Source organism: Salinispora mooreana (assembly GCF_000379065.1).
Classification (GTDB): Bacteria; Actinomycetota; Actinomycetes; order Mycobacteriales; family Micromonosporaceae; genus Micromonospora; species Micromonospora mooreana.
Genome location: NZ_KB900614.1, coordinates 3,647,346 through 3,668,950 on the forward strand (window position 1 = coordinate 3,647,346; position 21,605 = coordinate 3,668,950).

21 protein-coding genes and 1 riboswitch are annotated in these 21,605 nt (G+C 69.5%); of the genes, 7 read left to right on the top strand and 14 right to left on the bottom strand.

Annotated features, from left to right (window positions below; all coding sequences use genetic code 11):
• Positions 1-28 precede the first annotated feature (28 nt).
• Together SALPAC6_RS0117360 and SALPAC6_RS0117365 are read right to left on the bottom strand one after the other, a co-directional pair.
• Positions 29-820: an LmeA family phospholipid-binding protein gene (locus SALPAC6_RS0117360; RefSeq protein ID WP_018254643.1), complete on the bottom strand. Its 792-nt coding sequence runs from the start codon at positions 818-820 to the stop codon at positions 29-31.
• Between the two features lie 116 nt (positions 821-936).
• Positions 937-1,968, bottom strand: a complete 1,032-nt coding sequence (locus tag SALPAC6_RS0117365; protein ID WP_026189781.1) for a hypothetical protein — start codon at positions 1,966-1,968, stop codon at positions 937-939.
• A gap of 242 nt (positions 1,969-2,210) precedes the next feature.
• Between SALPAC6_RS0117365 and SALPAC6_RS0117370 the strand changes: the two genes are divergently transcribed.
• The 3 genes from SALPAC6_RS0117370 (at position 2,211) to mshD (ending at position 4,916) form a co-directional block, all read left to right on the top strand.
• Positions 2,211-2,930, top strand: a complete 720-nt coding sequence (locus tag SALPAC6_RS0117370; RefSeq protein ID WP_018254645.1) for a winged helix-turn-helix transcriptional regulator — start codon at positions 2,211-2,213, stop codon at positions 2,928-2,930.
• Between the two features lie 122 nt (positions 2,931-3,052).
• Positions 3,053-3,967, top strand: coding sequence for a polysaccharide deacetylase family protein (locus SALPAC6_RS0117375; protein WP_018254646.1), 915 nt, complete (start codon positions 3,053-3,055; stop codon positions 3,965-3,967).
• 25 nt (positions 3,968-3,992) lie between these two features.
• Positions 3,993-4,916 (top strand): mycothiol synthase, encoded by a 924-nt coding sequence (gene mshD, locus SALPAC6_RS0117380; protein WP_018254647.1) that lies wholly within the window; start codon positions 3,993-3,995, stop codon positions 4,914-4,916.
• A 60-nt stretch (positions 4,917-4,976) separates the two neighbouring features.
• Here mshD and SALPAC6_RS0117385 read toward each other — a convergent pair whose 3' ends face one another.
• The 10 genes from SALPAC6_RS0117385 to SALPAC6_RS0117435 all read right to left on the bottom strand — a co-directional run bounded on the left by SALPAC6_RS0117385 (position 4,977) and on the right by SALPAC6_RS0117435 (position 14,254).
• Positions 4,977-5,732 (bottom strand): winged helix-turn-helix transcriptional regulator, encoded by a 756-nt coding sequence (locus tag SALPAC6_RS0117385; RefSeq protein ID WP_018254648.1) that lies wholly within the window; start codon positions 5,730-5,732, stop codon positions 4,977-4,979.
• 17 nt (positions 5,733-5,749) lie between these two features.
• Positions 5,750-6,616 (bottom strand): phosphate ABC transporter ATP-binding protein PstB, encoded by an 867-nt coding sequence (gene pstB, locus SALPAC6_RS0117390; protein ID WP_018254649.1) that lies wholly within the window; start codon positions 6,614-6,616, stop codon positions 5,750-5,752.
• A gap of 61 nt (positions 6,617-6,677) precedes the next feature.
• The gene (gene pstA / locus SALPAC6_RS0117395) at positions 6,678-7,598 is read right to left on the bottom strand and encodes a phosphate ABC transporter permease PstA (protein ID WP_018254650.1); all 921 of its coding nucleotides are present in this window, start codon (positions 7,596-7,598) and stop codon (positions 6,678-6,680) included.
• Positions 7,595-8,542: a phosphate ABC transporter permease subunit PstC gene (gene pstC, locus SALPAC6_RS0117400; protein ID WP_018254651.1), complete on the bottom strand. Its 948-nt coding sequence runs from the start codon at positions 8,540-8,542 to the stop codon at positions 7,595-7,597. The genes pstA and pstC overlap by 4 nt, the downstream gene beginning before the upstream one ends.
• Position 8,543: 1 nt before the next feature.
• Positions 8,544-9,497 (bottom strand): PstS family phosphate ABC transporter substrate-binding protein, encoded by a 954-nt coding sequence (locus SALPAC6_RS0117405; RefSeq protein ID WP_018254652.1) that lies wholly within the window; start codon positions 9,495-9,497, stop codon positions 8,544-8,546.
• A 248-nt stretch (positions 9,498-9,745) separates the two neighbouring features.
• Positions 9,746-10,390: a phosphate signaling complex protein PhoU gene (gene phoU / locus SALPAC6_RS0117415; protein ID WP_018254653.1), complete on the bottom strand. Its 645-nt coding sequence runs from the start codon at positions 10,388-10,390 to the stop codon at positions 9,746-9,748.
• Between the two features lie 163 nt (positions 10,391-10,553).
• A complete protein-coding gene (locus SALPAC6_RS0117420) occupies positions 10,554-11,444 on the bottom strand; it encodes an NUDIX hydrolase (protein ID WP_018254654.1) in 891 nt (296 codons plus the stop codon).
• A 53-nt stretch (positions 11,445-11,497) separates the two neighbouring features.
• The gene (locus tag SALPAC6_RS0117425) at positions 11,498-12,502 is read right to left on the bottom strand and encodes an inorganic phosphate transporter (RefSeq protein ID WP_018254655.1); all 1,005 of its coding nucleotides are present in this window, start codon (positions 12,500-12,502) and stop codon (positions 11,498-11,500) included.
• Positions 12,503-12,505: 3 nt separating this feature from the next.
• Positions 12,506-13,132 (bottom strand): DUF47 domain-containing protein, encoded by a 627-nt coding sequence (locus SALPAC6_RS0117430; protein WP_018254656.1) that lies wholly within the window; start codon positions 13,130-13,132, stop codon positions 12,506-12,508.
• Between the two features lie 615 nt (positions 13,133-13,747).
• Entirely contained in the window at positions 13,748-14,254 is a 507-nt protein-coding gene (locus SALPAC6_RS0117435) for a DUF402 domain-containing protein (protein ID WP_018254657.1), read from the bottom strand.
• A 137-nt stretch (positions 14,255-14,391) separates the two neighbouring features.
• Between SALPAC6_RS0117435 and SALPAC6_RS0117440 the strand changes: the two genes are divergently transcribed.
• Complete coding sequence (locus SALPAC6_RS0117440) at positions 14,392-16,443, top strand: ATP-dependent DNA helicase (RefSeq protein WP_018254658.1); 2,052 nt, start codon at positions 14,392-14,394, stop codon at positions 16,441-16,443.
• Positions 16,444-16,458: 15 nt separating this feature from the next.
• Here the strand turns inward: SALPAC6_RS0117440 and SALPAC6_RS0117445 are convergent, their stop codons facing one another.
• Positions 16,459-17,736 carry an AI-2E family transporter gene (locus SALPAC6_RS0117445; RefSeq protein WP_018254659.1) on the bottom strand — a complete coding sequence of 426 codons (1,278 nt, stop codon included), beginning with the start codon at positions 17,734-17,736 and terminating at the stop codon, positions 16,459-16,461.
• Between the two features lie 181 nt (positions 17,737-17,917).
• Between SALPAC6_RS0117445 and SALPAC6_RS0117450 the strand changes: the two genes are divergently transcribed.
• Both SALPAC6_RS0117450 and SALPAC6_RS29730 read left to right on the top strand, forming a co-directional pair.
• Positions 17,918-18,256: a GroES family chaperonin gene (locus SALPAC6_RS0117450; RefSeq protein ID WP_018221608.1), complete on the top strand. Its 339-nt coding sequence runs from the start codon at positions 17,918-17,920 to the stop codon at positions 18,254-18,256.
• Positions 18,257-18,341: 85 nt separating this feature from the next.
• The gene (locus SALPAC6_RS29730) at positions 18,342-18,509 is read left to right on the top strand and encodes a hypothetical protein (RefSeq protein ID WP_018218073.1); all 168 of its coding nucleotides are present in this window, start codon (positions 18,342-18,344) and stop codon (positions 18,507-18,509) included.
• A 47-nt stretch (positions 18,510-18,556) separates the two neighbouring features.
• On the opposite strand, the gene SALPAC6_RS0117460 is transcribed toward SALPAC6_RS29730, so the two are convergent.
• Positions 18,557-20,125 carry a PrsW family intramembrane metalloprotease gene (locus SALPAC6_RS0117460; protein ID WP_018254660.1) on the bottom strand — a complete coding sequence of 523 codons (1,569 nt, stop codon included), beginning with the start codon at positions 20,123-20,125 and terminating at the stop codon, positions 18,557-18,559.
• Between the two features lie 24 nt (positions 20,126-20,149).
• Positions 20,150-20,269: riboswitch (SAM riboswitch) on the top strand.
• A 44-nt stretch (positions 20,270-20,313) separates the two neighbouring features.
• On the opposite strand from SALPAC6_RS0117460, the gene SALPAC6_RS0117465 reads away from it, so the two are divergent.
• Positions 20,314-21,558 (top strand): aminotransferase class V-fold PLP-dependent enzyme, encoded by a 1,245-nt coding sequence (locus SALPAC6_RS0117465; RefSeq protein WP_018254661.1) that lies wholly within the window; start codon positions 20,314-20,316, stop codon positions 21,556-21,558.
• Positions 21,559-21,605 lie beyond the last annotated feature (47 nt).

Consider the following 21,605-nt stretch of genomic DNA (forward strand, 5'->3'; position numbering starts at 1 on the left):
ACACCAGCATCCGGGACACGTACTCGCCTCAGCTCGCCGCGTGGATCGGCACCTCGACCGCCTCCGCGGTGACCTGGAGCCCTTCGGGTAACGGCCGGACCTCACTGACGGTGAGGTCGAACGGGAGCACTGGCAGTGGCACGTCCACGGAGATGCCCTCGGCGAAGCTGCTCAGTAGCGCCTGGACCAGCGACCCGTTCGGCACTCCCTCGGGGGTCAGGTCGGTGAACCGCAGCGCCACCCGGCCCTGATCAACCGTGATGTCGGCGGTGCCGCTGACCGGCACCCGCTGCCCGAGGAGTTCCACCGGAGCGGTCACCGCGAGTTGGCCGTCTCGCTCCCCCAGCTTCAGCCCCTCCCGGTCGAGCCGGGCGGCGAGGCTGTCGTAGCTGATGGTGCCGGTGCCGGTGACGCTCCCGGCGATCACCCGGCCTCGTCCGGAGCGAAGGGTGTCCAGTGATGCGGTCACGTCGTAGGCGTCGATGTCGAGGGTCGGCAGGGCCAGCACGTCGCCCTGGACTGATCCCCGGACCTCATTGAGTTGGATGGAGATGCGCTCGTAGCGGCCGCCGAGGACCTGGGTGACGAAGGGGAAGCCGCCCACCTCGACCTCGGGGGGCCCGGCCCGTACGTCCTGTGTCGCGAGCTCTTCGCGGACCTGCTCGGCCAGCGCACGTTCGGCCACCCCCGCCGCCAACCGGTCGGCCACCACCAGCAGCCCGACCAGGACCAGAAGCAGGACCAGGAGCACGACCAGCACGCGCCGCCCGCGCTGCCGCCGGGGGCGTTCGTCCTGGTACAGGCGCTCCTCGGTCGTCACAGCTCCTCCTGGCACCACTGTCGCTCCTGTCGCCGTCGTCGCTCCGGTCACCGCTCGCTCTCCTGACACCGCCGTCACTGCGGCGAGGCTACCCGGACCCAGGGCGCTCCGACCGCTCAGAGAACCAGCTTGCACAGGCCGTACGCGGCCGGTGCGGCGAGGGCGAAGCCGGTGAGCGGACCCTCGATGTGCTGAATCGCCCACCCGGGCGTCGGCTCGCCGGCCATTTCTCGACCCGCCTCGGCGAACCCAACGGCGAGGTCGGCCAGGACGGCGACGAACGCCGCGACCAGTCCCATGATCGCAGCCCTGGTCGGGGTGAACGGGGTGACGAGATAGCTGCCCAGGAACGCGCTGACCATTGTGCCGATCATGGCGCCGCCGACCACACCGACCGCGCCCCGCGGCACCTGGGGGGCCAGCCGGGGCCAGGCGACGAACGCGTCGGTGATCCGGGCCACGGCGAGCGCAACCCCAGCCGCGACCAGACAGACCATGATGACCTGGGTGCCCATCGGGATCCGGGTAAGCACAATCATGGTGGGGAAGGCGACAGCCCCGGCGACGATGAGCACGGTGCCGCGCAACGACTCGAGGACCTGCGCCCGGTCGACCCGCCGAACGAACTGCCCCACAACCGCAGCGACCAGGCCGACCAGCAGGACCTGCACCAGCGGCATCAGCCGGGCCGGATCGCTCCGGACGGCGACGGTGTCGGCGACGATCGCGGCGACGATGCCCACCCCGGCCACCGTTATCAACGCCGGTGGGCGGAGCGCCATCGTCCAGCTCAGCACCGCGAGCACCTGGACGCCGAAGATGACGACGGTGAAAGGTATCCGGTGCCCGGGGTCGCTGGTCTGCGCCGCCAGCACCAGCCCCATCCCGAGCAGCGCCGCGAAGCCGGCGATGGCCAGTGCGAGTGATCGGCGCACCTCGACCGGCGGGGCCTCCTCCGCGTCCTGGTCAGGGCCGTCGCCGGGGTCGCCCGCAGGCCGGCGGCCCGGCTCCCCGTCCCGCCGGGCTCGGCGTGGGCCGCCGCGTTCCGGCCGCCCATCGTCGCCCCCGGCCCGCGGCGCGGGCGGACCGCTGGACGGCTGTTCGGGCCAGGGCTCACGGCCGGTGTCGGGCCTGCTGGAGGGAAGCACCCACCGATCGTGCCAGACCACACGGCGCCACGGGCCGCACGGTTTCGGTGACGTTAAAACCCACCCCCCAATTATGGACGTAAAAGACAAAACGGATTTACGTTGAAGGTTGACGCACGGCAATCGGTTAGGCTCACCCTGTTTACCCGCCCGTCAGTGACGCCGGGACCACGCAGTACCCCAGTGCCCTCAGTGCGGAGTGCGCGCTGGTCACGCGCGGCCACCGCGCCGCCGGGACGGAGGTGATCGTGGAGATCCTGCTTCTGGTGACGGCACGCGCAGGTGAACCATCCGCTGTGCTGCCAGCGCTCGACTTACTGCCCCACTCGGTCCGCACCGCCCCACGCGACGTACGCACCCTGGTCGCCGGCCCCAGCCCGGACGTGGTCGTGATCGACGCCCGCTCCGAGCTGAGCGAGGCCCGGGACACCTGCCGCATGCTGCACGCCACCGGGCTTAACGCGCCCTTGCTCGCAGTCGTCACCGAGGCCGGGCTGATCGCACTCCACGCCGACTGGGGCGTTGACGATGTAATCCTCACCTCAGCCGGCCCGGCTGAGGTCGAGGCTCGGTTACGCTTAGTGATCGGCCGATTGGCAGACGCCACCGTGGGGGCCGACAGCTCGATCCGAGCCGGCGAGTTGACCATCGATCCGGACACCTACGCCGCGAAGCTGAAGGGTCGCCCCCTCGACCTGACATACAAGGAGTTCGAACTGCTCAAGTTCCTGGCGCAGCATCCGGGGCGGGTCTTCACCCGGGACCAGCTACTGCGCGAGGTGTGGGGCTACGACTACTTCGGCGGGACCCGCACCGTGGACGTGCACGTCCGACGGCTACGTGCCAAGCTCGGCTCCGAGTACGAATCGATGATCGGCACCGTCCGTCAGGTCGGCTACAAGTTCGTTGTCCCGCCCGCACGGGCGCTACCGGAGTCGGAGCCCACCCCGATCTCCGTCTGATCTATTACTACCTATTCGCCCGATTATTACCGATAATCGGGACTATTCTCATGTTCTAGGACCACTTACCGGTAAGTACGGGGGTACATACGGTGCAGACGAAAGGCGGCGATTCCACCCGATTGGGCGGGCTGAGGAAGCTCACCCCAGCCACCCGTTCTCTCGCCATCGCAGCCGTGGTCGTGATCGCGCTGCTCGGCTCCGCGTTCGCGATCGGGCGCGGCATCGCGCCGACGGGAGAATCGGTCACCAGCAGCAGCACCACCACCACGCCGCACCCAACCGACCAACCAGCTCCCTCCGAAACCCCGTCCCCCGACGGCGACCCCGCGAGCGCGGAGGCGCACGACGGCGGCACGACGGCGACCCCGGAACCAACCGCGGTTGACGAGAGCTCGTCGGCCTCCCCGGAGCCGACCGCAAGTAGCGACTACTACGACGAAGGCACCCAGCGCACCACCGGAACCTCGACCGTGGCCCTGACCTTTGACGACGGGCCAAACCCCCAGTACACCCCACAAATCCTCACGTCCCTGCGGGAGTACGGGGTCACCGCCACCTTCTGTGTGACCGGCAAGAACGCCAGCGCCTACCCGGAGCTGATCCACGCGATCGTGGCCGACGGCCACACGCTCTGCAACCACACCTGGGACCATGACATCGCCCTCGGCTCCCGGTCACCGGACGAGATCCGGGCGGACCTGATCCGGACCAGCGACGCGATCCACGCCGCCGTCCCCGACGCCCCCATCGCCTACTACCGCCAGCCGGGAGGGGCCTGGACCTACTCGATCGTGTCGGCGGCCCAGGAACTGGGCCTTACCCCACTGCACTGGACGATCGACCCGCGGGACTGGGATGCACCCGGCGCCGACCCCATCACGACGACCGTGCTCGACGGGGTGGAACCCGGCTCGATCGTGCTGCTGCACGATGCGGGCGGACCCCGGCAGGGCACCGTGGATGCGCTCAACCAGATCCTGCCGGAGCTCACCGCCCGCTTCCCGGTCGCGGCGCTGCCACCGAGCATGAACTGACCGGTGGGCGGGCTACCGTGATCCGATGAACAGCACCGCACCCGACAGCGACCGGGTGACCCGAACCGATCGGCTCAGTCCACCGGAGATCGCCGACGTGCTGGCACTCGCCCGAGCCGCGGGGGACGCCGACGGCGCGGACCCGTTCGACGAGCACACCCTGCTCCGGCTCCGGGACCCGCAGGCACCCACCCACCACCTCACCGCCCACGCCGCAGACGGCACCTTGACCGGGTACGCGCACCTGGACATCACCAACCCGACCGCCGGCACCGGGGTGGAGTTGGCGGTCCACCCCGCGTACCGCCGTCGGGGAACCGGACGAGCCCTGGCCCGGGGCGTACGGGCGGCTGTAACCGGTCCGCTTCGCGCCTGGGCGCACGGCGACCACCCCTCTGCCGCCGCGCTCGCCGTGGACCTGGACTACCGGCGTACGCGGGTGCTCTGGCAGCTCCGCCGACCACTCACCGCCCCGATCCCGGAGCCGCCCCTGCCCGACGGGGTGACGCTGCGCCCGTTCCGGCCCGGAGCCGACGACGACGCCTGGCTGGCACTCAACGCCAGGGCCTTCGCCGACCACCCGGAGCAGGGCCGGTGGACCGCCGCCGACCTGCGGGCACGCCGCGACGAGCCGTGGTTCGACGCGGCCGGTTTCCTCCTCGCCGTCGACCCGGCGGGGCAGCTACTAGGCTTCCACTGGACCAAGATCCACGAACGGCCCGGCTCCGCCCGGATCGGTGAGGTGTACGTGCTGGGTGTTGACCCGGCCGCCCACGGCGGAGGGCTCGGCAAAGCGCTCACCGCGGCCGGGCTGGCATACCTACGAGACCGGCAGGGCCTGGACCGGGTGATGCTCTACGTGGACGAGTCCAACACCGCGGCAGTGGCCCTCTACGAGCGGCTCGGCTTCGCCCGGTGGTCAGCGCACGTCAACTACCAACTGGGCTGACAGACCACGGCGCGGGTCCTCGGCGCGGGGTGGCCGCCGTCGCGGCCACCCCCGCGGGCGTCACCGAGGAGTCGTCGCGGACGACTCAGTCTGCTCCGGCGGGGTGAAGCGGTAGCCCAGCCCCCGCACCGTGATGATGAGCGGCTGCTGCTCCCCCTCCGCCTCCAGCCGCTTGCGGAGCCGCTTGATGTGCACCGTGAGGGTGTTCGAACTCTCCCCGGTCGACCCGTCCCACACCGCCGACAACAGCTGTTCCCGGCTGACCGTCCGGTCGGCATGCGTCATGAAGAAGTACAGGAGGCGAAACTCTTTCAACGGCAGTGGCACCGGACGGCCGTGCAGCGTCACCTCGTACGTGGCCGGCTCCATTCGGAGACCGCCCAGCTCAACCGGCGGGTCCGGACTGCCGACGCTCTCCGGCCGGATCCCACGCAGGATCGGCACCATCTCGTCCACCCGGTACGGCCGTCGGACGCAGGCCGTGGCGCCGGCCCGGAGCGCCCCGACGACCACCGACCCGTCGTCATCCCCCACCCCGACCAGGGTGGGGATGCCGGCCTGCCCGACCAGCAGCCGGACCAACTCGGTGCTGGCCATGGTGGTGAGCCCAGCCGACACGATGGCCGCGTCCGGTTGCAGGGCACCAGCGGCCAGCAGCGCCTCGGCGGCGTGCGGAAAGTACCGCCCGTGCACCCGAAGCGCGGACAACTCCGTCACCAACTCTGGTCCGGCAACCTTGTCGTCATCCACCACAAGCAGCAGAAAGCGCCCCTCTGCCCGGTAGTCACCCTTCGTCTTCTCGACGACCCTATTCATCGACACCGGCCGCGGGATCAGCCGAAGCGGCCGGTGATGTAGTCTTCCGTGCGCTTATCCGCTGGGTTGGTGAAGAGCTTGCCGGTCTGACTGAACTCGACCAGCCGACCGTGCCGCTCCTGCTGCTCGTCCACCTCGGCGGTGAAGAAGGCCGTGTAGTGGCTGACCCGGGCCGCCTGCTGCATGTTGTGGGTGACGATGACGATCGTGTAGTCATTCGACAGCTCCGACATCAGGTCCTCGATCTTCGCGGTGGCGATCGGGTCGAGCGCCGAGCAGGGCTCGTCCATGAGGATGATCTCGGGCCGGACGGCGATCGTCCGGGCGATGCAGAGCCGCTGCTGCTGACCGCCGGAGAGGGCCAGGCCACTGGTCTTGAGCTTGTCCTTGACCTCGTCCCAGAGCGCGGCGTCGCGCAGCGCCCTCTCCACCAGGTCGTCCATGCTGGAGACCTTCATGCCAGTCACCCGCGGCCCGTAGGCCACGTTGTCGTAGATCGACTTGGGGAACGGGTTCGGCTTCTGGAAGACCATGCCGATACGGCGCCGGACCTCGATCGGGTCAACGTCCTTGGCATACAGGTCCTGGCCGTGGTAAGTCACCGCCCCGGAGACGCGGGCTCCAGGAATGAGGTCGTTCATCCGGTTCAACGACCGCAGGATGGTCGACTTGCCGCAACCAGAAGGGCCGATCATCGCCGTGATCTGCTTTTCCTGGATCGGCATCGACGTATCGCGTACGGCCTCGTACGCGCCGTAGTACACGCTGACGCCGGAGAGCTCCATCACCGGGTCTGCCGCGTCGGACCTGGGGGCTCCGGTCGATGGGGTGCCAACGCCGGCAATGCTGACGCCGGGCCGGATGGTGGTGTCGGTGGGGTTCACGGTGCTCACCTCTGGATGGGGTGGGTGGGACGGTGGAGCCGGTGATCCGTCATCGGACTACTCACCAGCGCTTCTCGAACCGGTTACGCACGAAAATCGCGATCGAGTTCATCGCGAGCACAATCGCCAGCAGCAGGACGATGGCACCGGCAGCGAGCTCCGTGTACTCCGACTGCGAGCGGGTGATGAAGGTGTAGATCTGGATCGGCAGCGCGGTGTACCCGCTGTCCAGCCCATCCGGGTTGAAGGTGATGAAGGTGACCGCACCGAGGACGATCAGCGGGGCAGCCTCCCCGATCGCACGGGACAGGGCCAGGATCGACCCGGTGGCGATTCCCGGAACCGCCGACGGCAGCACCTGCCGCGACACGGTCTGCCACTTGGTCGCACCGAGGGCGTAGGAGGCGTGCCGGATCGACTGCGGCACCGCCCGGATGGCCTCCCGAGTGGCGATGATGACCACTGGCAGGACCAGCAGCGACAGCACGATCGCCGCGGTGATGACCGTGAACCCGAGGCCGAGCGCCCGGGCGATGATCCCCAGGCCGAGGATACCGAAGATGATCGATGGCACGCCGGCGAGGTTCTGGATGTTGAGTTCCAGCAGCCGGTTGTACCAGCGGGTGTTGTCCGCGTACTCCTCCAGGTAGATCGCGGACAGGATGCCGATCGGCAGGCAGATCAACGCGACCAGCGAGATGATCCAAAGCGTGCCGACCAGCGCGGACTGCACGCCGGCACCGTCCAGCCGACTCGCCAGACCGGTGGGCATCTCGGTCCACAGCCGGGAGTCCAGCCGGTTCCAGCCCTTGACGAGTACCCAGGTCAGCAGGGCGGCGAGTACGCCGAAGGCGATCAGCAGGCAAGCCTGCATCGCCAGCCGGAACGCGACCTCACCCGGACGGCTACGGCGCTGGGTAAGCGCGTCACCCGACGCGGACGAATCCGGTCGGGTCTCGGTGGTGATGGTGGGGGTGCTCACTCGTAGACCTCCCGGAAACGACGGACCATCCGGATCGACACCGCGTTCAGCGCGAAGGTGATGAGGAAGAGCAGCGCGCCGACGGCGAAGACCGAGTCGTAGTCGAGCGACCCGACCGGGATGTCGCCCGAGGAGATGTTGGCGATGAAGGCGGTCATGGTCGCCGCCCCCTCCAGCGGATTGAGGACAATCCGGTCAGAGGTGAGGCCACCGGCGATCGTAACGATCATGGTCTCCCCCACCGCGCGGGAGATACCCAGGACAACCGCGGCGACGATGCCGGACATCGCCGCCGGCACCACCACCCGGGTGGACACCTGCATCTTCGTGGAGGCCAGCGCGTACGCGCCCTCGCGCAGGCTGCGCGGAACCGCCGCCATCGAGTCCTCGGAGATGCTGGCGATGGTCGGCACGATCATGATGCCCATCGCGATACCCGCGATGAGCAGGTTCTGGAAGGCCGGCCCGTTGTCGGTCGGCCACCACCTCTGCAGCAGCGGGTTGAGCGCGAAGAGCGCGACGAAGCCGTACACGACCGTCGGCACGCCAGCGAGCAGTTCGATGATCGGCTTGAGTACCTTGCGGGTACGCGGGTTGGCGTACTCCGAGAGGTAGATCGCCGAGCCCAGGCCGAGCGGAACAGCGATGGTCAGCGCGACGCCGGTCACCGTCAGCGTGGCGGCGACGAGGGGCAGGACGCCGTAGGCCTTCTGCGCGAAGGTCGGCGTCCAGCTCGTGCCGGTGACGAACTCAACGATGCTGACCTGCTGGAAGAACCCGACCGTCGGCTGCGCCAGTGCGATGACGATCCCGATCGTGGTGGCGACCGAGACCAACGCGGCAGCGACGAGCAGGACCTTTACGGTGCTGTCAACGGGGCGGCGCCGGCCCCGCCGCAGGGCGCTGCCTGCGGCGGAACCGGCGTTCGAGGTACTGGTGGACACCTCAGGCCGCAGCCTTCAGGGCGTCGAACTCAGCCTGGAGGGTGCTCTTCTGCTCCTCGGTGAGCGGGACGTACTTCGCCTCCAGGACGATGTCGTCGATCCGCTCGATGTAGAAGTTGACGAAGTCCGCGACCTGCTCCTTCTTGACAGCGGCGTCGCTGACGTAGACGAACAGCGGCCGGGAGAGCGGCTGGTAGGTGTTCTCCTGCGCGGTCTTCAGGCTCGGCTCGACGCAGCCGGAGCCACCGTCAACCTTGAGCGCCTTGAGCTTGTCCGCGTTCTCCTCGAAGTAGGTGAAGCCGAAGTAGCCCAGGCCACCCTTGGTGCCGGCGACGCCCTGCACCACGACGTTGTCGTTCTCCGACGCGGTGTAGTCGGTGCGGCTGGCACCCTCCTCACCGTTGATCTCGTCGGTGAAGTAGTCGAAGGTGCCGGAGTCGGTACCCGGGCCGAAGAGCTTCAGCGGCTCGTCCGGGAAGCTGGGGTCGACCTGGTTCCAGTTGACGACCTTGGAGTTCGGCTCCCAGATCGTCTTGAGCTGGTCAACCGTGAGGCAGTCGGCCCAGTCGTTGTCCTTGCTGACGACCACCGTGAGAGCGTCGTTGGCGACGACCAGCTCCTTGTACTGGATCCCGGCCGCCTCGCAGGCCTCGATCTCCGATTCCTTGATCGGACGGGAGGCGTCAGAGATGTCGGTCTCCCCCTTGCAGAACCGCTCGAAGCCGCCGCCGGTGCCGGAGGTGCCGACGGAGACGTTGACGCCGCTCTGGACCTCCCGGTAGAAGGTGGCCGCGGCCTCGCTCAGCGGAGCGACCGTGCTGGAGCCGTTGACCTTGACCTCGCCCGAAAGCTCGCCGTCATTGGCGCCTTCGTTGTTGCTGCTGCAGCCGGTAAGCGCGAGCGCGGCGAGCGCGGTGCCGGCGAGGACGCGCCGCGAAAGCACGTTGCGGTTCACCAGAAAGCCTCTCTATCGGGGTGTGCCAGCCCGTCCGGGCCGTACGAGAAGTCAAGGTAGAAGGCCCAGGTAGCCGCGCGACCGGCGCTAAGTGAACGAAAAGTGAACTCCACGACGAAGATCGTGGCCGGGAACATCAGCATTGGGACTTTCAGGGCACTGCGCCTCCCCAGTTGCCCGATCGCGGAACCCCGAAATCCGGGTCTGCGTCCCGCCCGGAGTCGCGAGGCCGGCCCTGACGTGACGGCCTAGCGCCGGATGGTGCCGGTGACCAGGTAGACAACCTGACGCGCCACGTTGACCGCGTGGTCCGCGTACCGCTCGTAGTAGCGGCCGACCAGGGCGAGGTCGATGGCGCTCTCCACCCCGTACTGCCAGCTGGCCAACAGGAGCGACAACAGGCGCGACTGGGCGGTGTCAACCTCGTCGTCGTCGAGCCCGATCTGCATGGCGGTCAGCGGATCACGGGTGGTGAGCACGGTCGAGGCCTTCTCCGCGATCCGCGCCGCCGCTTCCGCCATCTCCGTCACCACGGCTGCCGCCGGCGGCGGGACGACCATGACCGGGTACCGCATCTGCACGACCTTGGCGATGTGAACGGCGAGGTCGCCCATCCGCTCGAGGTCGGCCGCAATCCGGATGGCGCAGAGCACCAGGCGCAGGTCTGAGGCGACCGGCTGCTGCCGGGCGAGCAGCTCCGGAACGGCTGCCTCGATCTCCCAGCGAAGCTCATCGAGGACCGCGTCGTTCCGAATGACCTGCTCGGCTGCCTCCCGGTTTACGTCCAGCAGCGCGGTGCCCGCACCCCGGATCGCCGCCACAGCCTCCCGGCTCATCACCGCCAGGGCGCCAGTCAACCGATCAAGCTGCTCGTCGTAGCCGCTCCGGACCATCGCGCCTCCACCTGCTCGCCTCACGGCTCCACCATCGTCCCGAGGGCGGGTACGCCTTGGCGAACCACGAGTCAGCCACATCGCATAGACAGCAACCTACCGACTGCGGCCCGAATCAGCCGAATCCAGCATCGACGCTGGGCCGGAAACCCTGACCGGCCAGTCAGCTCAGGAGAAACCGGGGTGGCCCGGTGCCGGAGTCCTCCAGCCGAGGCATCACCGGACTCGCCGAATCGCGGGTCACCGCGGCGGCGATGACACCGGCCAGGTCCCGGCAGGCTGCCACCTGCCCGAGGGTGACCAGGGTGGGCGGAAGCATGGTCAGCTCCCCGGTGGCGCAGGCGTCGGCCGGGGAGATCCAGAGCGTGCGGTCCGCCTCACCGGAGACATCCCGGGTACGCTGCCCCGCCGGTAGCCGGGCGACGAAGAAGTACGTGTCGAAGCGACGCGGCTCGAACTCGGGTGTGATCCACCGGCTCCACGGCAGCAGCAGATCCGAGCGGAGGGTGAGCCCTCGCTGGGCAAGCAGGTCGGCGAAGCCCACCTCCCGTCGTTCCAGGGCTGCCCGGGCCGCCTCCCAGTCACCGCCGGACACGTCACCGACGACCGTGTCGGCGTCGGGGCCGGCGAGCAGGACCCCGGCCTCCTCGAACACCTCCCGCGCGGCGGCGCAGACCACCGCCTGCGCCGCCGTCGGAGCCAGCCCCAACCGGGTTCCCCACTGGTCCGGGCTCGGTCCGGCCCAGCCAACGTGGGCCGTCGAGTCCGATGAGTCCACGCCGCCACCAGGGAAGGCGTACACGCCACCGAAGGCCATCGCCGCGACCCGGCGGATCAGGTATGCCTCGAGGCCGTCCCGACCGGCGGGCGGCGGGGCGGCGGGGCCTTTCGGCTGGTCTGCCCCGCCGTCCCCGGCAGCAGCTTCGGCGGGGCGAAGCAGCAGTACGGTGGCCGCCACCCGGGGTGCCGCCGGGACGCCCCCCTGCTCGCGGAACCGGCGGGCATGCTCCACCAGCGCCGATGGGGCAGGGAAACCATCGCCGTCGCTCGTCATGGAGCGAGCCTAGATCCCGGCCGGCGGAACGCCCAGTGCCCCCTGCCCGCAGCTCAGCTGAACAACGGACGAACCATGAAGTACGTCAGGGCGCCGATGCTGCCGGCCGCCGGGAAGGTGAGAATCCAGGCGCCCACGATGTTGCCGGCGACCCCCCAACGAACAGCGGAGAGCCGCTTGGTGGCGCCGACACCCATGATCGCCGAGGTGATCGTGTGGGTGGTGGAGATCGGCGCGCCCAGCACCAGCGCATTGAAGTAGAGCACCGAGCTGGCCACGGTCTCGGCGGCGAAGCCCTCCGGCGGCCGTAGGTCGATAATCTTCCGGCCCAGGGTCCGGATGATCCGCCACCCACCGGCGTACGTGCCGGCGGCGAGCACCGCCGCAGAGGTCCAGAAGGCCCACTCCGGGATGTGCGTCGGACTGTCCTGGAAGCCACCGACGAAGAGGGCGAGCACCACGATACCGATCGTCTTCGCCGCGTCCTGCATGCCGTGTCCGACCGACATGGCCGCGGCCGAGGCACTCTGGGCCCAGCGGAAGCCCCGGTTGAGCTTGCCCGGATGCCCCCGCCGGAAGATCCATTGCACCGCCACCATCACGATGTAGCCGAGCAGGAGACCGACCATCGGCGACAGGACCATCGGAATGATGACCTTCTGGCCGATACCGGTCCACAGCACCGTGCCGGACGCCGCCACGCTGGCGCCGACCAAACCGCCGATCAGGGCGTGCGACGAGGACGACGGCAGGCCGTAGTACCAGGTGACGAGGTTCCAGACGATGGCACCGACCACACCGGCGAAGACGATCGCCAGGCTGGCCGTCCCGGTGGGCAGATCCACCAGGCCGCTGCCGACGGTCTTGGCGACCTCCGCGCCGAAGTGCGCACCGATGAAGTTGCCGACCGCCGCCATGGCCAGGGCAACGCGGGGGGTCAGCGCTCGGGTGGAGATGCTGGTCGCGATCGCGTTGGCGGCGTCGTGGAATCCATTCGTGTAGTCGAAGACCAACGCGACTGCAATCACCGCCAGCACGGCGACGAGTTCAGGGGTCACGGATCAGGACTCCTTGACCGCGATTGTCTCGACTGTGTTCGCCACGTGCTCGAAGGCGTCGCAGGCGGCCTCAAGCTCGTCGGCGACCTCCTTCATCTTCAACACGGTCAACGCGTCGTACTCGCCGGAGAAGAGCCGGACCAGCAGCATCCGGTACGCCTGGTCGCCGTCGTTCTCCAGCCGGTTGCACTCGATCCAGTAGTCCTCGAGGTCCCGCATCGACTTCAGTCGGGGCATCGCCTCGGCGGTCAGCCTCGCCTGCTGGTCCAAGACGTTGACCAGCTCATGCATCTCCCGCGGCAGCGACGGCAGCTCGGTCAGGCCGTACAGGTAGAGCAGGTTGCCGACCGCCTCCAGGTGGTCCATGACGTCGTCGAGCAGTGAGCCGAGCCGGTAGATGTCCTCCCGGTCAAACGGCGTGACGAAGGTAGAGTTGATCTTCTTGTACAGCTCGTGGGTGATCTGATCGCTGTCGTGCTCCACCTCGGTGAGCCGCTCACTGACCGACTGCACCACAACGCCGGGCAGGGCCAGCTCGTTGAGGAGTTCGGTGCCCCGCACCAAGTTCTGCGCGGCCCTGGTGAAGAGCTCGTAGAAGGCACCCTCGTTCGGGCGGAAGGAAAACTTCACAGGACGGACCTCGTCGTGTCGGTGGGGGGTGGCAGCCACCTCGCGGGGTGACCTGAGTGGGAATGCTAGGTGCCGCCGAAACGCCGAATGAACCGGCCCACCACTCGCCTACCCCCGTTCATGTTTGGTTCACTTTCCGTTCACCTTTACTGGGTTCCGGGCCTCCGTTCCAGCCCGGGGCGCCGAGCCTGCAAGCGGATACCCCAGCCGTCCGATGCCGAACACGGACCCACGGACATACGGTGAGGCGCGCTGTCGAGCTGCACGCACGGAGGGGCAGGGATATACCTCACACTGAACCGGCTCCGGCCCGGCCCAAGCCCCGGGACAACAGTCAGCAGACACATTTGGGTACATCCCCCGCAGGTGTTCGCGACACCCAGTCGAACCCAAGAAGCACTCGAACCGGCTTACGGAGGTTCGACTGGTTCAGCGGACCGCCTCAGCTACACCCGCCAGTCCCAAACCGACATGACGGGTCGCCCCCGAGACCCGGGCGACTCCTTACCCAGCCTTCGGCAGCCGGGACCGAGCCCGCCGGATTGGCGTGGTCACCGGAGGCGCAGATGCGTTGTGCTGACCCTCGGACCGAGGGCCACACTCCAGCCAGCCCGTTCAGACCACCAGGGCCAGCCACTTGCGGTAGGACGTAGCGAACGGCTCGGTGCCATCGCCCAACGCAGTGAACAGCCAGTGAGCTGCTGCGTGGGCCTCGGAAACCACCTCGTCCGGGTAGTCGAACCGCTTGCGGTGCTCGGCGAACTCGTCTTCGTCCAGCAGCTCCACCAGACCAGAGCCACGCCGGCGCACCACGTCAAGGTCAAGGTCGAAGAGGTGCACGGTGTCGTCGTTCTCCCAGCGGGCCGGACTGGCGATGTCGCAGTAGACCTCGCTGGTCCGCGGCGGCGGGTTGAACATGCCGGTCCACCACGCGTGGTGCGGCACCAAGAGCACGAACGGGATCTGCTCGACCGAGGGGCGGCCGTGGTAGACCGAGGGGGTGCCGACCGACACACCGAGCCAGACGCCGAGGTCGTCCCCGGCGAGTCGGCGAGCCGGATAGTCGCGGTGGGCGCTGCCGTCGTACTTGCGGTAGATCACGCGGACCACGTCGCTCGGCATGACTGGCACCCTAGCCGATTCGGTGGATCCGACGTAGCAGGGTGCTAACCGGACACCACCGGTCAGTCGTCAGACCGTGGCGACGCCACGCCGCCTGCCGAGAGCCGGCTGTCGGCGCCGACCGGTACCGTCGCACGGTGACCCCGCCCCGCACCGCCACCGATTCCGCCAGCCCAGAGTCCCGAACCGGCAGCCGGCGCTCCGGCGGCGGGGTGACCGGAGCCGACCTGCTCGCTGCGGCTGTCAACGCGGTCCCCGGAGGCGCGGCACGACCAGGTCAGCAGGAGATGACGACGGCGATTGAGGCGGCCGTAACCGCCCGCGAGCACCTGCTGGTGCAGGCCGGCACCGGTACCGGCAAGTCCCTGGCCTACCTGGCGCCCGCGCTCACCATTGACGGCCCGGTGGTGGTCTCCACCGCCACCCTCGCGCTCCAGTCCCAGCTGGTTGACCACGACCTCCCCCGGCTGGCCGACGCAGTGGAGCCGCTGCTCGGTCGGCGGCCCACCTTCGCGGTGCTCAAGGGACGGCACCATTACCTCTGCCTCGCCCGGCTCGACAACGCCACCGAGGCGGAGCCGGGCGACACCCTCTTCGATGCTCCGAGGCCGGGCGGCACGACGTGGCTCGGCGAGGCCGGGCGCCTCGGCCGGCAGGTCCAGCGGCTACGCGACTGGGCCGAGAAGACCGACACCGGCGACCGGGACGAGCTTGATCCCGGCGTTGACGAGCAGGCCTGGCGCTTGGTGTCCATGCCGGCCCGCGAATGTGTCGGTGCGACCCGTTGCCCGTTCGGCGCCGAGTGCTTCGCCGACGCCTCTCGGGCCCGCGCCCGCGAGGCCGATGTCGTGGTGACCAACCACAGCCTGCTCGCGGTGGACATGCTCGCCGGGCGACACATCGTTCCGCCACACCAGCTGCTCATCGTGGACGAGGCGCACGAGCTGGCCGATCGGGTCTCCTCCGCCGCGCAGGCCGAGCTGGTACCGGAGTCAATCGACCGGTCCACCCGTCAGGCCCGCCCACTACTCCGCCCGGAGACGGCCGAGGCACTCACCGCGGCGGGGGACGCCTTGGCCGTCGGGCTCGCCGAAGCACCCGCAGGGCGGCTCACCACCGGGCTGCCGAGCCCCCTGCGGGAGGCGTGCACGCTGCTCGACGCCGCCACCCGCGCGGCGCTCGACGCGATCGGTGAGGTCAAGGCCGACGACCCGGACCCGGTCCGCAAACAGCAGGCCAAGGCGGTACTCGACGAGCTGTCCGGCACCGCGCAGCGGCTGCTGGAAGAAGCCGACCACGATGTGGCCTGGGTGGAGCGCAACGACACCACCGGGCGGCGGGCCCTCGTGGTCGCCCCGCTCTCGGTGGCCGGAACCCTCGCCACGCACCTTTACGAGGAACGCACCGTCGTCGCCACCTCGGCCACCCTGACCCTGGGGGGCCGCTTCGACACCGTTGCCCGCGCTCTGGGTCTGGAGGTTCCGGCTGCCACGACCGATGCGCCGGTCACCTCCGGCCCGGACTGGACGTCACTCGACGTCGGCTCTCCGTTCGACTACGCCCGGCAGGGGATCCTCTACGTCGCCGCACACCTACCCCGGCCCAGCGCCTCCGGTCTGCCCGATGCGGCCGGCGCCGAGCTGCTCGAGCTGGTCGAGGCGCTCGGCGGTCGAACGCTCGGGCTCTTCTCGTCCCGGCGGGCCGCGCAGCAGGCGGCGGAGCTGCTCCGGGAACGCACCGACCTGCCCGTGCTACTTCAAGGCGAGCAGGCACTGCCACTGCTGGTCCGCCGATTCCGCGAAGAACAGGCGAGTTGCCTGTTCGGGGTGATGTCGCTCTGGCAGGGGGTGGATGTGCCGGGCGACGCCTGTCAGCTAGTGGTCGTCGACCGGCTGCCCTTCCCACGGCCGGATGAGCCGCTCGCCGCTGCCCGTGCCGCCGCCGTCGATGCCGATGGGGGGTCGGGGTTCGCCGCGGTCAGCGTGCCAGTCGCGGCCGTCCGGCTGGCCCAGGGCGTAGGCCGGCTGATCCGCGCCACCGGCGACCGAGGTGTGGTCGCGGTGCTCGACTCCCGGCTGGAGACCGCCCGGGGGTACGGCCCCTTCCTCCGCCGGTCGCTTCCGCCGTTTTGGTATACGACCCGTCGCGACGTGGCGCGCGGCGCCCTCGAACGTCTCGCCAGGGCGTGACCGGGTAGCGCCCGATCAGGGGGCCCTGCTCTCGACGACGATAGCGTCCGATGGGGTCTCCGGGACGGTACGGGCGGCGAGACGGCGTATGGCTGTGTTGAGCACCGCGATCAACGGCACCGCGATCAGTGCCCCGGTGATCCCGGCGAGTACCACGCCGGCGGCGATACCAACGATCACCGCGAGCGGGTGGATGGCCACCGCCCGCCCCATGATCAATGGTTGGAGCACGTGGCCCTCAAGCTGCTGCACACCAATCACCGCACCCAAGATGATCAATGCGGTGATCAGTCCGCTGTCCACCAGGGCGACGAGCACCGCGACCCCGCCGGACAGCGTTGCGCCGATGATCGGAACGAACGAGGCAAGGAAGACCAACGCGGCGAGCGGAAACGCGAACGGGATATCGAAGATCACCAGGAAGATGCCGATGCCGAGCGCGTCGATGAAGGCCACCAGCACGGTGGCCCGCACGTACGCGCCGAGTGTCTGCCAGGAGGCCCGGCCGGCGTCGTCGACCTTCCAACGGGCGTTGACCGGCACCAGCCGGACCAGGAAGCGCCAGATCCGGTTGCCGTCACGGAGGAAGAAGAAGGTCGCGAAGAGCACCAGGATCGTGCCCGTCAGCACCTCGGCCAGGGTGGCCGCGGTGGAGAGCGCTCCGCTGGTCAACCCAGCCGTATTCTCGTTGAGCCACTTCTCGGCCTCGTTGATGTAGTTGTTCAGCTGGCGGTCGTCGAGTTCCAGTGGTCCGGTTCTCAGCCAGTCCTGGATCTGGCGTACGCCCTGGGACGATTTCGCGCTCAGCTCCGGCACACCCTGGATGAACTCATTGACCACCATGGTCAGCGTGCCGATCACTGCGGCCAGCCCGCCCACCAGCACCACGGCGGTCGCCAGCGACCGCGGGAGCCGGACCCGGAGTAGCCAACCAACGGCTGGGGCCAGCAGCGCCGACAGCAACAGCGCAATGGCCAGCGGGATGATCACAATCCGGATCTGACCCACGATCCGCAGCAGGGCCCAGGCGACGATCCCGATCGCGAGCAGCCGCCAGGACCACGCGGCCCCGACCCGGAGCGCGTGCGGCACATCCGCGTCGTCCCGGCTGGTCGTCGAGCTGTGCAGCGGCGCGGATGTCTCCGCGCCGCTGACGGCCGGTGGTGGCGGCGGCGGGGCTGGTGCCGGGCTGGGCGCGGCCGACGAGGTGGTACCAGGCGTCCCGGCGCGCAGGCCCGCCGATCGCCGCCGGACCCGGTACGACTCGTACGCGCGCCGAAGCCCTCCACGCATCCGCTCGAAACGGCTCAAACGCACCTCCTGGCGTCGACGCGATCCGCTCCACCGATAGGTCGGACAGGATACGCCGTTACGCCAACCGTCGTGGGGGTTAACCTGCCACCGGATGCCCCCACGGCCGCCACCGGGGAACCACGGCCGGGCGGCGGAACGGGACACGGTAGCGTCTGGCCCCGTGACCAACGACGAGAATCTCGACTCCGGCCTGCCGATCCGGTTGCTGCACGATCGGGTGCTGGTCCGCATGGAGGGCAGCGAAGGTGAGCGTCGCTCCACTGCCGGCATCGTGATTCCGGCAACAGCCGCCGTCGGCAAACGGTTGGCCTGGGCAGCCGCGGTGGCGGTGGGGCCGAACGTCCGTTCCATCGTCTCCGGTGACCGGGTGCTGTTCGACCCGGACGACCGCTCCGAGGTTGAGCTGCACGGCCGCGGATACGTGCTGCTGCGCGAGCGAGATGTACACGCCGTCGCCGCCGAACGTGTCGAGCCGGACTCCACCGGCCTCTACCTGTAGCCCCCGGTCCACGGCCCCCGCCGGCCGCTGTTTGCTCCGCTCCTTCCCGGGAAGTTAGCCGCACCAGGTGCCCTGGGGAGGGACGATGCCGGTACTGCTCAAGAAGTTGCTGTTCTGGGGCTTCATCGCGTTCCTGATCTACTTCATGGCGTTCCGACCCGATGGCGCGGCGGAGATGGTCAAAGCGATCGGGGGGGTGCTGATGGCGTTGGCACAGGGCCTCGGCGACTTCCTCACCAGTCTGATGACGTGACCGTCGGTCCTGCCTGACGCCCAGACGGGTGTCAGGCAGGATCCGGGTCAGAGCTGGCCAGGGGGCCCGGCGGCGGGCGGCCCGGCGGCGGGCGGTGGCGGATAGCCGGGCGGAGCGGGGTAGCCGGGCGGTGGCGGATAGCCGGGCGGCACCCGATAGCCGGACGGAGCGGGATAGCCGGGCGGTGGCGGATAGCCGGGCGGCACCCGATAACCGGGCGGAGCGGGTGGCGCCAGCACGACCGGGATCGGTACCACCGGTTCTTCCGGCGCCGCTACCGCTCGCTGCGACCCGTCCGGAAACCGCAGATGGTAGCGGTGCCCGTCCCATACCCCGGCGGGAGCGCGCGGATCCCGGCCCACAAAGAACGCCCGGTAGCCGCTGATCAGCTCCAGCAGGTACCGTTCCTCGGCCATGGCCCGCTCCCGCTGCGCCGGGCGGTCGTCCAACCCACGGCGCATCCCGTCCCGCAGCAGCGCGAGCCGGGTGGCGGCGAACTGGTAACCACGCATCGCCTTACGCCCCTGGTCGCCACCGACCCGCTTGGCCCACACCCGGGCGGCGTGCCGCCGGCCGAGACTGCTCAACGTCGCCACCTCCGGCGGAGTAAGCCAACCGGAGCGGACGTAGTCGGGCAGGATTCGCTCCGTGAGCCGCCCCTCCCAGGATCGCAGCCAGACCGCCAGCCCAACCATGCCGAAGAAGATCGGCACCATGACGCCGATGAGGCCGTAGAGCTGAATCAACAGCTCCCCGGTGGCCTGGGTCAACGTCGGCAGCAGGTTCCAGGCACCGTGCAACATCATCGCCAGCAGCAGGCCGGCCGCGGGGGCCAGTACCCGCACCCGCCGATCGCCGCTACGGGCGGCGATTCCCAGCCCCACCCCGGTCATGGAGGTAAACAGCGGGTGGGCGAACCCGAAGAGCAGGATCCGGATGATAAAGATCGAAATTACCTGCTGCGTGCCGGTCGCCGGACCGTACTCCTCCACACCCGTCCGATATCCGAGCCCGCCGAGGTAGAGGATGTTCTCCACCATCGCGAAACCGATCGCGGAAAGCCCGCAGTAGACCAGGGCATCGGTGATTCCGGAGATCTCCCGACGCCGGAAGATCAACAACAGGATCGGCCCCAGCGCCTTGGTCAGCTCCTCGATGAAGGGCGCGACCAACACCGCCGTGAGCGCGGTTGACAGACCCGCTGCCTCGAACCGGCCCGCAGCGAAGGTGTTTACCACCAGCGACACCGCGGTGGCCACGAACGCGCCCCAGGCGAAGCAGAAGACCAGATAGCGCAATGGCTCCGGCTCGTACCGGTCGAGCCAGAGGAAGCAGGCGACCAACACCGGGACCGGAAGAACCGCCACGATCACACCGATCAGCAACGCCTCCGCGCCGAGGCTGTCACCAAGGGACCAGAGCATGAACACGGCGCAGGCCGCGATCAGCAGGATCACCCCGGCCAGAACGAGGTAGCGAAGCCAGTTTCGGCGGCGGAACGGCATCTGCGGAGCGGCCGTCGGTGCGGCGGTGATCGGCGACGGCGGGGGCGCGCCGGGCGGGGTGTCGGCCATTCCGTCAGCGTAGTCACCACCGACCCGCCCGGCCGGCCACACCGCTGCCCGCTAGACTGACAAGCAGGTCACGAGCGCCAGCGACAAGCCCCGGCTTGCTGGCCGGCAACCCTCGTCGAGGTTCGCGGTGGGGTGCCCCGGGTGATGACCGGGCCTGGCGCGGCGCGTGCCGGGCAAGCGCGGGCCCCGTCCACCCACCCGGGGTCCCTGACCCCGGAGAAGCCACCCTGATGACCTGCGCCCTCACCCCGTCGCCGACCGTCACCGGCCCACTCGACGTACTTGGCGTCCCCGGTCAGATCAACCTGGACTACGCGGCCAGCGCCCCGTGCGCGCAGGCCGCGGCGGACGCCGTGACAGCACTGCTGCCCTGGTACGCCAGTGTGCACCGGGGCGCCGGGGCCCTGTCGCAGCACTGCACCCTGGCCTACGAGCAGGCCCGGCAGACGGTCGGCGACTTCTTCGGCGCCCGCCCCGACGACCACGTCGTCTTCACCCGGAACACGACAGACGCGCTCAACCTACTGGCCCGCGCGCTACCCGCCGGGACCACGGTGGTGACGTTCGGCGGCGAGCACCATGCCAACCTGCTCCCCTGGCCACGCGGGCCGGTCCGGCTGCCCATACCAGAGCACCCCGCCGGTGCGGTACGCGCGCTCGACGCCGCCCTCGGCGAGCTGCGCCGCGGCGCCGACCGTGAGCCGCCGGTGCTGGTCGCGGTGACCGGCGCAAGCAATGTGACGGGCGAGCGGTGGCCTCTGGCCGAGCTGGCGCAGGTGGCCCGGCGGCACCGGGCCCGGATCGCCGTGGACGCGGCGCAACTCGCCCCGCACGCCCCCGTTGACGTCCACGCCCTCGATCTTGACTACCTGGCTATCTCTGGTCACAAGCTGTACGCGCCGTTCGGCGCGGGAGCGCTGATCGGGCGGGCCGACTGGCTGGACGCGGCTCCGCCGTACCTGGCCGGTGGTGGCGCGACCAGCCATGTCGGTGTCGCGACCCACGACATCCGGTGGGTTGCCGGGCCGGGCCGGCACGAGGCCGGCACGCCGAACCTGCTCGGTGCGGTAGCGCTCGCCGCGGTGTGTGACGCCCTCGCCAGCGCCGACCGGGCTGCGCTGCACGACGCCGAGCAGCGGCTGCTGGACCGGCTACGGGCGGGCCTCGCCGAGTTGCCGGACGCGGTCGAGCTGCATGCCTTCGGAGCGACCGCACCGCGGGTGGGGATCGTCTCGTTCGTGCTGGGTGGCCGGGACTCGGCCAAGGTCGCCGCCTACCTGGCCCGACAGCACCGGATCGGGGTACGCGACGGGCTGTTCTGCGCCCACCCGTTCGCCCGGCGGTTACTGACCGAGGCGTCCGACCGCAGCGGTCGGCGGGACCTGCCGCCGACCGCACTGCGGGCGAGTATCGGGCTGGGTAGCAACCGGGAGCACGTGGACCAACTACTCGCCGCACTCGCCGCGCTCGAGTGACCCGCGGTTTCGCGACGGCTCGTCGTGACGGTGGCGGGGACCATGAC

What these genes read in the sequence shown, in the direction of transcription:
- mshD (WP_018254647.1), top strand. Translation starts at nt 3,993, where the DNA reads ATGAACAGCACCGCACCCGACAGCGACCGGGTGACCCGAACCGATCGG.
- SALPAC6_RS0117385 (WP_018254648.1), bottom strand. Translation starts at nt 5,732, where the DNA reads ATGAATAGGGTCGTCGAGAAGACGAAGGGTGACTACCGGGCAGAGGGG.
- phoU (WP_018254653.1), bottom strand. Translation starts at nt 10,390, where the DNA reads ATGGTCCGGAGCGGCTACGACGAGCAGCTTGATCGGTTGACTGGCGCC.
- SALPAC6_RS0117420 (WP_018254654.1), bottom strand. Translation starts at nt 11,444, where the DNA reads ATGACGAGCGACGGCGATGGTTTCCCTGCCCCATCGGCGCTGGTGGAG.
- SALPAC6_RS0117435 (WP_018254657.1), bottom strand. Translation starts at nt 14,254, where the DNA reads ATGCCGAGCGACGTGGTCCGCGTGATCTACCGCAAGTACGACGGCAGC.
- SALPAC6_RS0117445 (WP_018254659.1), bottom strand. Translation starts at nt 17,736, where the DNA reads ATGCGTGGAGGGCTTCGGCGCGCGTACGAGTCGTACCGGGTCCGGCGG.
- SALPAC6_RS29730 (WP_018218073.1), top strand. Translation starts at nt 18,342, where the DNA reads ATGCCGGTACTGCTCAAGAAGTTGCTGTTCTGGGGCTTCATCGCGTTC.
- SALPAC6_RS0117465 (WP_018254661.1), top strand. Translation starts at nt 20,314, where the DNA reads ATGACCTGCGCCCTCACCCCGTCGCCGACCGTCACCGGCCCACTCGAC.